This is a genomic window from Shimia sp. MIT1388 (assembly GCF_047124445.1).
Classification (GTDB): Bacteria; Pseudomonadota; Alphaproteobacteria; order Rhodobacterales; family Rhodobacteraceae; genus Shimia.
Map to the genome: position 1 here is coordinate 4,335,607 of NZ_CP138921.1, position 12,029 is coordinate 4,347,635.

Annotated in this window: 10 protein-coding genes; 6 read left to right on the plus strand and 4 right to left on the minus strand. The window is 57.3% G+C overall.

What is annotated here, in order from left to right:
• Nucleotide 1: 1 nt before the first annotated feature.
• The 4 genes from SIB92_RS21175 to SIB92_RS21190 form a co-directional block, all read right to left on the minus strand.
• Nucleotides 2-1,492: a replicative DNA helicase gene (locus SIB92_RS21175; protein ID WP_412553865.1), complete on the minus strand. Its 1,491-nt coding sequence runs from the start codon at nt 1,490-1,492 to the stop codon at nt 2-4.
• Nucleotides 1,493-1,685: 193 nt separating this feature from the next.
• Nucleotides 1,686-2,366 (minus strand): orotate phosphoribosyltransferase, encoded by a 681-nt coding sequence (locus SIB92_RS21180; RefSeq protein WP_412553866.1) that lies wholly within the window; start codon nt 2,364-2,366, stop codon nt 1,686-1,688.
• 27 nt (nt 2,367-2,393) lie between these two features.
• A complete protein-coding gene (gene pyrC, locus SIB92_RS21185; RefSeq protein WP_412553867.1) occupies nt 2,394-3,437 on the minus strand; it encodes a dihydroorotase in 1,044 nt (347 codons plus the stop codon).
• Nucleotides 3,438-3,509: 72 nt separating this feature from the next.
• Nucleotides 3,510-4,454 carry a phosphoadenosine phosphosulfate reductase gene (locus tag SIB92_RS21190; protein ID WP_412553868.1) on the minus strand — a complete coding sequence of 315 codons (945 nt, stop codon included), beginning with the start codon at nt 4,452-4,454 and terminating at the stop codon, nt 3,510-3,512.
• Between the two features lie 207 nt (nt 4,455-4,661).
• Here SIB92_RS21190 and SIB92_RS21195 point away from each other — a divergent pair, with 207 nt between their 5' ends.
• From SIB92_RS21195 to SIB92_RS21220, 6 genes are all read left to right on the plus strand, one after another.
• The gene (locus SIB92_RS21195) at nt 4,662-5,570 is read left to right on the plus strand and encodes an AAA family ATPase (protein WP_412553869.1); all 909 of its coding nucleotides are present in this window, start codon (nt 4,662-4,664) and stop codon (nt 5,568-5,570) included.
• A gap of 60 nt (nt 5,571-5,630) precedes the next feature.
• Complete coding sequence (locus SIB92_RS21200; RefSeq protein WP_412553870.1) at nt 5,631-6,887, plus strand: vWA domain-containing protein; 1,257 nt, start codon at nt 5,631-5,633, stop codon at nt 6,885-6,887.
• 90 nt (nt 6,888-6,977) lie between these two features.
• Nucleotides 6,978-7,946, plus strand: a complete 969-nt coding sequence (locus SIB92_RS21205; protein ID WP_412553871.1) for an XdhC family protein — start codon at nt 6,978-6,980, stop codon at nt 7,944-7,946.
• Entirely contained in the window at nt 7,943-8,929 is a 987-nt protein-coding gene (locus SIB92_RS21210) for a molybdopterin-binding protein (RefSeq protein ID WP_412553872.1), read from the plus strand. Before SIB92_RS21205 ends, SIB92_RS21210 begins: the two co-directional genes overlap by 4 nt.
• Nucleotides 8,930-9,073: 144 nt before the next feature.
• The gene (locus tag SIB92_RS21215; protein WP_295175122.1) at nt 9,074-9,559 is read left to right on the plus strand and encodes a (2Fe-2S)-binding protein; all 486 of its coding nucleotides are present in this window, start codon (nt 9,074-9,076) and stop codon (nt 9,557-9,559) included.
• Between the two features lie 100 nt (nt 9,560-9,659).
• The gene (locus SIB92_RS21220; protein ID WP_412553873.1) at nt 9,660-12,023 is read left to right on the plus strand and encodes a xanthine dehydrogenase family protein molybdopterin-binding subunit; all 2,364 of its coding nucleotides are present in this window, start codon (nt 9,660-9,662) and stop codon (nt 12,021-12,023) included.
• The last annotated feature ends 6 nt before the right edge of the window (nt 12,024-12,029 follow it).

Genomic DNA, 12,029 nt, shown 5'->3' on the forward strand with positions numbered 1-12,029 from the left:
CTTAGAACTCGTCTCCGCCGCCGTCTTGCTGCCAAGGCTGCACAAGGTTGCCAAAGCGGGTGTATTGGCCTTCAAAAGACAGCTCCACCGTCCCAATTGGACCGTGACGCTGCTTGCCCAGGATCACCTCGGCTTTACCGTGCAACCGCTCCATGCGCTCTTGCCACGCGGCCATTTCGTCCAGCCGGTCATCGGACGGCTTTTCCCGCTCCACATAGTACTCTTCACGGAACACAAACATCACCACGTCGGCATCCTGCTCAATCGAACCAGATTCCCGCAAGTCACTGAGTTGTGGGCGTTTATCGTCGCGGCTTTCCACTGTACGCGACAGCTGGGACAGGCCAATCACCGGAATGTTGAGCTCCTTGGCAATGGCTTTCATACCCATGGAAATCTCACCAATTTCCTGCACACGGTTGTCGGCTGTACCGCGACACAGCTGCAAATAGTCGATGATCAGCAGGTCCAGACCATGGGTCCGTTTCAGGCGTCGCGCCCGCGCCGCGAGCTGCGCAATTGGTAGGGCAGGGGTGTCGTCGATATAGAGTGGGCAAGCCTCAAGGTCCTTTGCCGCTTGCACAAACCGGCGGAACTCTTCCTCGGTCATATCCCCTTTACGGATCTGCTCTGACGGGATCTCCGCCGCCTCCGACAAGATACGCGCCGCAAGCTGTTCCGCCGACATTTCGAGGCTACAGAATGCCACCACGCCACCTTCCACAGCGCCCTCGCTGCCGTCCGGTTTTATGCCTTTTTTATAAGCCTTTGCGACGTTAAACGCGAGGTTGGTCGCCAGCGAGGTTTTCCCCATAGAGGGACGTCCGGCGAGGATCAAAAGGTCCGATGGGTGCAGGCCGCCAAGCTTCTTATCAAGGTCAATCAAACCGGTGGAAATCCCGGCCAGACCACCGTCTCGCTGGTAGGCCGCGTTGGCCGTATTCACCGCCTCGGTCACCGCCTTCAGGAAGGACACATACCCCCGCTCGGCAGAACCTTGCTCTGACAGCTTGTAGAGCGCCTGTTCGGCCTCCACGATTTGCTCTTTTGGCTCCAGCTTGATGTCCGCTTTCTTAGCCTTGGACGCGATGTTGTTGCCCAGATCAATCAACTCACGGCGCATCGCCATATCGTAGATCATCTGCGCGTAATCCGCTGCAGCAAAGGAAGAAATTGCCGAACCTGCTAGACGGACGAGGTAGGCAGGGCCGCCCAACTCGATCAGGCCGGGGTCGTCTTCAAGGAAGGCTTTGAGCGTGACCGGTGACGCCAGATTGTTCTTGGCAATCCGGGCTGCTGCAATCTCGTAAATGCGCGAATGCACGGGCTCGTAGAAGTGGGACGAGTTGATCACAGAGGCGACGCGATCGAAAATGTCATTGTTGGTCAGAATCGCCCCCAGAAGCTGTTGCTCAGCCTCGATGGAGTGCGGCAGGGCCTCAATTTCCGCCGCTGCGGTTTCGCCCGAATTGATGCTCGCGATTTCGTTCATGTCTGTCCCCAATTGCCCCACCCGGCTGGTTTTAAACCAGCGGTCTCAAACTGGGCAACTTGTATGTTTTTGTGGATCGCCTGTGGATAACTTCGCCCGCCCCGATATTGTCAGGACGGGCGTGGATGCGTCAACATCTTGTGGTTTGCGGGGCGGTCAAGCCCCGACCATGCTCGGTTTTCCGCCGAAGGGCTTAAGCGCCTTTGCGGGCTTCCTGCCATGCGCGTGGGTCTTTCAGGAAGCTCTCCACTTCATTCAGGGTCTCTTCCGAAAAGGCACCCTGCGCTTTGGCCTCGGCCAGCACGTCCCACCAGGTGCAGAGATAGTGCAGCGCAACGCCATGATCCCCCAGCGTCTTCTCGGTTTCCGGGAAGATGTCGTAGTAGAAAATCACGGCGGTGTTGCCACAGGTCGCGCCGGTCTCACGGATCGCATCAACAAAGGACAGTTTGGAGCCGCCATCGGTGGTCAGGTCTTCCACCAGCAGCACGCGCTCGCCTTCGCTCATCGCCCCTTCGATACGGGCATTTTTGCCATAACCCTTTGGCTTCTTGCGCACATAGGTCATCGGCAGCGCCATACGCTCCGCCACCAATGCAGCAAACGGGATGCCCGCAGTCTCACCACCGGCGATGTTGTCAAAGGCCTCAAAACCGGCTTCCCGCATCACAGTTACGGTCATGAAGTCCATTAGGGTCGCGCGGATGCGTGGGAAGGAAATCAGCTTGCGACAGTCAATGTAGCTGGGGCTCGGCAGGCCAGACGCCAGCGTATACGGCTCATCAGTGTTGAAATTCACCGCACCAATTTCCAGCAACATACGGGCTGTCAGGCGGGCGATTTCTTCTTTTGGCGGAAAGGCGGTTGGGATCATTTGGGTATCCTTTGGCAGCGGAAGTTCTTAGTCAGCAACGGTCCAGAACACGTCATAGCCTGGGTCAAACACGGTGACCGGCCCATTGGCGCTCTCGATTTTGTCTGGGAAGACAGTGGCTTGGTCGTTCTTTACAAGCGTAATAGTCTCGTCATTCACCGGCAGGCCATAGAAGTTAGGACCATTTCGGCTCGCGAAGCTTTCCAGCTTGTCGAGCGCACCGTCTTCTTCGAACACATGCGCCAAAAGCGCCATGGTGTTGGTCGCGGTGAAGCACCCGGCACAGCCGCAAGCACTCTCTTTGTCGCCATCCAAATGCGGTGCGCTGTCGGTTCCGAGGAAGAACCGCGCATCACCGGAAGTAGCCGCCGCACGCAGCGCCAAGCGGTGCTCTTCGCGTTTGGCCACAGGCAGGCAGTAGTAGTGCGGTTTGATCCCGCCCACGAGGATGTGGTTGCGGTTGATGATCAGGTGGTGCGTGGTGATTGTTGCGCCCAGATCGGTCGCATGATCCTGCACATACGCAACACCGTCTTTGGTTGTGATATGCTCCATAATCACGCGCAGACCCGGTGTCGCTTTGCGGATTGGATCAAGCACCTTGTCGATGAACACCGCTTCACGGTCGAAAATATCGACGTCATGATGGGTGACTTCCCCATGCACACAAAGCGGCAGGCCAATTTCGGCCATTTTTTCCAGCGACGCGCGCACGTTTTTGAAATCTGACACGCCGCTGGCGGAGTTTGTGGTCGCGCCTGCGGGGTAGAGTTTGACCGCTTTGATCAGACCGGTCGCATGGGCCGCCGCAATATCTTCTGGGTCGCTGTCCTCGGTCAGGTACAGCGTCATCAGCGGCTCAAAGCTCATGCCATCTGGCAAAGCGGCCATAATGCGGTCTTTGTAGGCTGCGGCCTGCGCACCGGTGACAACCGGCGGCACCAGATTGGGCATAATGATCGCACGGGCAAAATGGCGTGCGGTTTCTGGCAGGACGGCTTCCAGCATCGCGCCATCGCGCAGATGCAGATGCCAGTCATCGGGGCGGGCAATGGTCAGATTTTGGGTCATAGGCGCGGCTTACACAAAGCCGCGACCAGTGGCTAGTCTTTGTGCGCAAAACTTAGCGGTTTTGCGCCGGTTTTAACTGGCCAATCGCCCTTGATCGGCGTCCTGCACCAGCGCGTTCAAGTGGCGTAGGTATCGCGGCTCTTTTAAGCGCCGCGCAACGTTGGCACACAAAAGCGCAGTCACAAACGGCCGGTTCTTTTGTGATACCCGGCGCAACAACCGATCCAGATACGGCACATGTGCGCGTCTTGCGCGATATAGTTTGTAAAACGCCGCCCGGCTCAAGGTGCCTGCTCCGGCTTTCACTAACACGCGATAGAGAATTTGCATTTCCAGCAGATCCTCTTCCAACGTCGCGCCCAGGTTTGGTGTAGGCAGCAACACTGTGTTTTCCCGGGCAAAAAGGGCTGCATGGATCGCATCAAAACTCTGTTTTGGATCATAAATCACAAAACACTGATCCGCTGCAGCGGCCATTTCCGGCGCAAAACCATATTGCCCGTCAAAGGCAATTTTGCGAGACTTGGGGAAACGCTTGTCCCATCCCGCAAGGCGAGGGGACAGCGTGGCTTGCGGGCGAATTGCAACCACCTGCGCATCTGACGCGACAATCGAAAACGCCGCTGCCGCATAGCCACAAGAGCCCGCGCCGTAAAACACCACCTCGTCAAACTCATCAAAGAAGCCGTCATCCGAAAGGCGGTCAAAATAGGCAATCACTTCCGGATCGCGGAACCAGGTGTCGCCGTCACTCAATATGCAGAGATGAGACCAGCCCAACTCGCGCACCAACTCCCATCCCAGTGGATGCCCAGTGTCGCCGCGTTTTTGAATGCTATCGATGGTTTCAAAGGTGACCAGCAACACGGGCTTGTCTTCGACCAAGGTCGCCCAATGGCGTTTCCCAAGAGGTTGAAAATGCCCGTTGGCCTCTGCAACTTGTTCCAATTGCGTCAGCCATTCATCCCGTGACAATCCAAGCATCGGCGTGTCAAAGCCGTTGGCGGTGTCCTGCATATCGATGTTTTTCCTTACGCCCCTGGCCGTTTTGGCCTGATGAGTTGGCCTTGTTTTACGGCCTTTGGAGAAACCCTATATCCCATTTGCGGCGAAAATTGGGAGCGCATTGCAATTTTCTACAACTTTTGTCGTGGGGGGCGGTGCTTGACGCGGGTAAGTCCGCGATGCAGCGTGAGCGGAGCAAACTCAGCCAAAGGTCCACCTATGCAAGACATTCAAAGCATCGACGACATCCAAAGGCTTTTGGCGGCAGAAGGCTATGTGTGTGGCCGACCTTTGGCGACCGTTGTTTTTCTGGCGCTGCGGCTCGGGCGTCCGATCTTTCTGGAAGGGGAAGCCGGGGTTGGCAAAACCGAGATTGCCAAGGCTTTGTCAGCCGCTTTGGGACGCAGCCTGATCCGTTTGCAATGTTACGAAGGTCTGGATGCCTCCAGCGCTGTCTATGAGTGGAATTTTGCAGCCCAGATGGTTGCTATTCGGACCGCAGAGGCGAGTGGTGGGGCAGATCGGGGCGCACTTCAGGAAGAGCTCTTTGGGCCAGACTACTTGGTTGAGCGCCCGCTTCTGAAAGCCATGCGGCCAGATCCGGCAGGTGCGCCGGTGCTGTTGATCGACGAGCTGGACCGCACCGATGAGCCATTTGAAGCATTCCTACTTGAGGCGCTCAGCGATTTTCAGGTGACCATCCCAGAAATCGGCACCATCAAAGCGCCGCAACCCCCAATTGTGATTGTCACCTCGAACCGGACCCGTGAAGTGCACGACGCCCTTAAACGGCGGTGCCTGTACCATTGGGTCGATTACCCAGATTTTGATCGCGAGATGGCCATTTTGCAGGCCCGTGCGCCTGAGGCCGCCGCAAGCCTCAGCCGCGAAGTGGTGGCGTTTGTACAGCGCTTGCGCACTGAGGATCTTTTTAAAAAACCCGGTGTGGCGGAAACCATTGATTGGGCCAAGTGTTTGTTGGCCTTGGATGTTTTGACGCTCAGTCCGGAGGTGATCGCCGACACGCTGGGGGCGGTGCTCAAGTATCAAGACGACATTGCAAAGCTGCAAGGCTCAGAAGCCAAACGCTTGCTTGACGAGGCCCGCGCCTCTTTGGAACCGGCCTGATGCTTCATATGGCCTCAAATATCCCGGTGGGCATGGGGGGCTGGCCCCCCGTTTCGCACGATGGCTGAGTACCTGCCGCTTGACGTCCCAGATGACCCGAAACTGACGCAAAACATCACCTGGTTTGCGCGGGCTTTGCGCAAAGCCGGGCTGTGCATAGGCCCGGGACAGGTGATCGAGGCTATCCGGGCGGTTGAGGCGTCCGGGTTCACCAGCAAGCAGGACTTTTTTTGGACCTTACACGCTTGTTTTGTCTCGCGACCGGAGCACCGCACTGTTTTTTCACAGGTTTTCCGGCTCTATTGGCGTGATCCACGCTATCTGGAACATATGATGTCGATGATGCTGCCTGCTGTGCGTGGCGTACAGGAGGAGCGCGCGGGGCAAGCCGGTGAAAAACGCGCAGCAGAGGCGCTGTTGGATGGGGCCAATCAGGACCTTCCTGAGGGTATGGACCAGGAAGAGGCAGGCACTGAAATTGAAATAGATGCGTCTTTGACCATGTCGGCTGAAGAGAAACTGCGCACCCTGGACTTTGAACAGATGAGCACAGAGGAAACTGCGCAGGCCAAGCGCATGCTGTCTCGCCTGGCGTTGCCAGTGAAACCCATTGCCTCCCGGCGCACCAAATCTGATCCTCGAGGGGCCAAAATCGATTGGCGGAACACGATGCGGCAGTCCATGCGCCAAGGTGGAGATCTGTCTGGATTGGCCCGCAAAAGCCAGCGTATCCGGTGGCCAAATCTGGTGGTGATTTGTGACATTTCCGGTTCCATGAGCCAATATAGCCGTATGGTGCTGCATTTTCTGCATGCGGTTGCCAACCAAAAAGGCGCGGGCTGGGCACGTGTGCATGGCTTCACGTTTGGTACGCGCCTTACCAACATCACTCGCCACCTCGCCACGCGTGACGTGGACGCGGCCTTGGCCTCAGCCGGAGCCGAAGCGCAGGACTGGGAGGGCGGAACGCGGATCGGTGAGTGCTTGCACGCTTTTAACCGGGATTGGTCGCGTCGGGTCATGGGGCAAGGGGCTGTTGTCTTGTTGATTACCGACGGTCTGGATCGCGGGGCGCCCGAAGATTTGGCTAAAGAGATGCAACGTCTGCACCTGTCTGCGCGTCGTTTGATCTGGTTGAACCCGCTTCTCCGCTGGGAGGGCTTTGCTGCCAAGGCGCAGGGTATTCGTGCGATGCTGCCGCATGTCGACAGTTTCCGCGCGGGGCATTCGATTGCCTCGATAGAAGCGCTGGCGGAAGCGCTCTCTCGCCCAGACGACATCGGCGAGAAAGCGAGACTTCTTCAGGGACTTCAATGAGATGTGGGTGGCGAAAATGGTATTTCTGGAACATTCTCTCTTGTTGTTTGGCCTGCCCACACTCATGTTTTTGCGCTGAGGGAGAATGAGATGAGCCAGATTCTAAAAGGCGCGCCCGAATTGGCGTTGGAGTGGCATCGCGCTGGACGTGGGGCCGCTTTGGCAACCGTTGTGCAGACTTGGGGATCCGCGCCGCGCCGTGTCGGTGCGCAAATGGTGGTTTCTGGTGATGGACAGATCGAAGGCTCGGTTTCGGGCGGCTGCGTCGAGGGGGCGGTTATGGTGGAAGCTATGGACGCAATCGATGGCGGTAAAGGAACTCTAATCGAATTTGGCGTAAGCGATGGCGACGCTTTTGCCGTTGGCTTGGCGTGCGGCGGGACAATCAAAGTCCTCGTTGAGCCTGTCGGATCGGTGATTTCGGAAGAAGTGCTTGCCGACCTGGTTGCCGCCCGAGAAGCGAGACAAGCTGTGGCCTATGTAGCGAATGCGGAAACTGGTGGCGGTTCTTTGACTGAGGAAGGGTTTGCAGACAGGTTCCGTATGGATCGATCCGGTCTGGAAGAAGACGGACGGTTTGTGGCCATTCATAACCCACCGCTGCGCTTGGTGGTCGTAGGAGCCGTTCACATTGCGCAGGCTTTGGTCCCGATGGCACGGATTGCTGGGTTTGATCCCATCATCGTGGATCCCAGAGCGGCTTTCGGCTCCGAGGCGCGGTTTCCGGGGGAAACCATTTTAGATGAATGGCCAGATGAAGCGATGCAGAAGATTGGGCTGGATGCCCGAACAGCTTTGGTTTTGCTGACCCATGATCCCAAACTCGACGACCCCGCACTGCACATTGCGTTGAAATCAGACGCGTTTTACGTCGGGGCCTTAGGCAGCACACGCACGCATGCCAAACGGGGGGAGCGTTTGTCAGAGGCTGGCTTTTCCAAAGAAGACATTGCGCGCATACACGGCCCAATTGGTCTTGATATTGGCGCGGCGAGCCCGGCGGAAATTGGCGTTTCCATTCTCAGCGAGATGCTATCGGTGTTGAGGAAAGGCGCATGAAGTTTGGCGCGGTACCTGTTGCGGATGCGCTGGGCGCCGTCTTGGCGCACTCTCTGGCGGCTGGGAAACGTATTCCTAAGGGCACCGTACTTGGGTCGGACCACTTGGCCGCTCTCAAAGACGCAGGGTTTCAGGAAGTTACGGTGGCCCGCCTAGAGCACGGCGATGTCGATGAGGACACCGCAGCCTCAAAACTGGCGCAGGCGATTCTAGCTGGCGTCGAAGGAATTCGCGCCACCGGCGCCGGGGCTGGGCGAGTGAACCTCTATGCAGAGCATTGCGGGGTGATGCGGATCAATGCCGAGATCGTGCATAAGATCAATGCGATAGATCCGATGATCACTGTGGCCACGGTGCCCGACTATCATCGCGTCGATGCAGACGGCATGATAGCCACGATCAAGATCATTTCCTATGCCGTGCCGAAGGCTGCGCTTGAAGCGGCAACGGCTGTTGCAAAAGGCGCCGCCTCGCTGCTGCGGCCCGCCTTTTCATCGGCGACGTTGATAGAGACAACCATCGGGGACACGCCTTCCGACAAAGGCCGCCGCGCCATGGCGGGCCGTGTTGAACGCATGGGGATGCACCTTAGCGAGCGGGTCCTGGTCCCGCACCAGGAAGCGCCTCTGGCGCAAGCTATCGCCGCTGCGCCCGGAGATGTTATTTTTGTGCTGACGGCGTCGGCGACTTCGGATGTGATGGATGTGGCCCCAGAGGCTTTGCGGGGCGCTGGCGGGATTGTAGAACGCTTTGGTATGCCTGTTGACCCCGGTAACCTGCTGTTTCTAGGGAGGATTGGCGAGAAACCTGTGATCGGATTGCCGGGCTGTGCTCGGTCGCCTGCTCTCAACGGTGCAGATTGGGTTCTGGAGCGCGTGATCTGCGGTCTAGAGGTGTCCCACTCTGATATCGCCGCCATGGGCGTTGGTGGCTTATTGAAAGAAATTCCGATCCGCCCGATGCCCCGTGAAAAGGGCATCTAAGAAAGGCTGACGTTTTGTGCTGCGTGTGCAGCTACGACCAATGTCTACGCCCCCTCTTGGAATTGTCAGAAAAAGCGTCTTCTCAAGTTGCAATGCTGCTGCTTTACTCTTGCTTAATGACAATAGCCAATTTGGGAGGAGCCAATGTCACAGGTCACCATGACCGTGAATGGCAAGGAAATGTCCGGCGATGCCGAAGGACGCACTTTGCTCAGTCAATTTCTTCGAGAAACCCTAGGATTAACCGGGACGCACGTTGGGTGTGACACAAGCCAATGTGGTGCTTGTGTGGTGCATGTCGATGGTGTTGCCGTAAAAGCCTGCACAATGCTGGCGATGGAAGCTGATGGCGCATCGGTTGATACTATCGAGGGGCAGGCGGCACCGGATGGCACTTTGAACGCGCTGCAACAAGCGTTTCAGGATCATCACGGTTTGCAGTGTGGATTCTGTACCCCCGGCATGATCATGTCTGCGGCGGATCTTTTAAAAAACAATCCGAAGCCCACCGAAGCAGAAGTACGCCACCATCTGGAGGGCAACATCTGCCGCTGCACAGGCTACCACAATATCGTCAAGGCGATCATGGCTGCCAGCGGTCAGGATGTGAGCAGCATTGCAGCAGAGTAAGCCGTTTTGACCGCGTTTGAGGAGGCGCGGCCCTAACTGGTTTTGATTTTGAGCCGGACGCGCGAGGCTTTTGCCCGCTCCGGTTTTAGGGAGGAAAGACATGCCTAAGGATAGTGGCATCGGCGCCAGCCCAAAGCGGCGCGAAGACGTCCGGTTTCTAAGTGGAACCGGCAATTATACTGACGATATTCAAGTCAATGGTCAGGCTTACGTGCATTTCCTGCGCTCTGACATTGCCCATGCGAAAATCAATGGCATCAACTTGGATGCCGCCTCGGCTATGCCTGGTGTTATCAAGATTTTCACCGGCGCGGATTTCGAAGGCGTTGGTGGCATCCCTTGTGGTTGGCAAGTGACGGACCGTCATGGAGAGCCGATGCAGGAGCCGGCACACCCGGTTCTGGCGCAAGGCAAAGTGCGCTACGTTGGCGATCAGATCGCGGCCGTGGTTGCCGAAACTCTGGAGCAGGCCCGCGATGCGGCGGAGGCCATCGAGGTGGACCTCGAGGAACTGCCCGCCGTAGTGGATATGAAGGCTGCACTGGCCGAGGGCGCCACAAAGGTGCACGACGATCTGACCAGCAACCTCTGCTACGACTGGGGGTTTGTTGAGGAGAACAAGCCTGCCGTCGATGCCGCGTTTGAGGCGGCGGCACATGTGACAACGCTCGAGTTGCGCAACAACCGCCTGGTGGCCAACCCGATGGAACCACGTGTTGCGATTGGCGACTATAACCGCGCAACGGGTGACAGCACACTTTATACCACCAGCCAGAACCCGCACGTGATCCGCCTACTGATGGGCGCGTTTGTTCTGGGCATTCCGGAACATAAGCTGCGCGTTGTTGCGCCGGATGTTGGCGGTGGTTTTGGGACCAAAATCTTCCACTATGCAGAAGAAGCGTTCTGTACGTTTGCAGCCAAGGCGCTGAACCGCGCGGTCAAATGGACATCTACAAGGTCGGAAGCGTTCATTTCCGATGCACATGGTCGTGACCATGTGACCAAGATCGAGTTGGCGCTGGACGCGGACAACAACTTCACAGCGTTGCGTACTGATACGTACGCAAACATGGGCGCATATTTGTCGACATTTGCACCGTCCGTTCCAACTTGGCTGCACGGGACTCTGATGGCGGGCAACTACAAGACGCCATTGATCTATGTGAACGTCAAAGCGGTCTTCACCAACACAGTGCCTGTGGACGCATACCGTGGCGCTGGCCGTCCGGAGGCGACATTCCAACTTGAACGCGTGGTGGACAAAGCGGCGCGCGAGCTGGGTGTGGACCCAATTGCTCTACGTCGTCAGAACTTCATCACCGAGTTCCCCTATGCCACCCCTGTGGCGGTCGAATATGACACCGGCGACTACCACGGCACCATGGATGCGTTGGAGAAGATGGCGGATCTGTCTGGCTTTGAAGCGCGCCGCAAGGAAAGCGAAGCTCGCGGCAAGCTGCGTGGCTTTGGGGTGAACTGCTACATTGAGGCTTGCGGTATTGCGCCGTCAAACCTCGTAGGGCAGCTTGGAGCGCGCGCTGGCTTGTATGAAAGCGCGACCGTTCGTGTAAACGCGACAGGTGGTCTGGTTGTTATGACAGGGTCACACAGCCATGGCCAAGGCCACGAGACCTCTTTCCCGCAAGTGATTGCCGAGATGATTGGCATTGACGAAAGCATGGTCGAGATTGTGCACGGGGATACGGCCAATACCCCGATGGGCATGGGCACTTATGGTTCGCGTTCGCTGGCGGTAGGCGGCTCTGCCATGGTTCGGGCAACTGAGAAGATCATTGCCAAAGCCAAGAAGATTGCCGCGCACCTGATGGAGGCGGCTGAAGCTGACATTGAGCTCAGAGACGGTGCCTTCTCGGTTGCGGGGACTGACAAGTCAGTGGCTTGGGGGGATGTAACGCTGGCTGCCTATGTGCCGCACAACTATCCCCTTGAAGATATTGAACCGGGTTTGGAGGAAACCGCGTTTTATGATCCTGCAAACTTCACCTATCCTTCCGGTGCTTATGCCTGCGAGGTGGAAGTGGACCCTGACACTGGCAAGGTCACCATCGAGGCATTTAATGCAGCGGATGACTTTGGCAACATTGTTAACCCGATGATTGTCGACGGTCAGGTGCACGGCGGTATTGGGCAAGGCATTGGCCAAGCGTTGCTTGAAAACGCGGCGTATGACGAGAACGGCCAGTTGTTGAGCGCGTCCTACATGGATTACGCGATGCCACGTGCCAGCGATGTGCCTTTCTACGGCGTAGACCATTCCAGCCAAACACCCTGTACTCACAACCCGCTTGGGGTGAAGGGCTGCGGTGAGGCCGGTGCCATTGGTTCGCCTCCAGCGGTCGTGAACGCGGTTGTTGACGCGTTGCGTTCTGGTGGGCATGACATTCATCATATCGATATGCCTGTGTCGCCATCGCGCGTCTGGCAGGCAATGAACGGATAAGCGGAG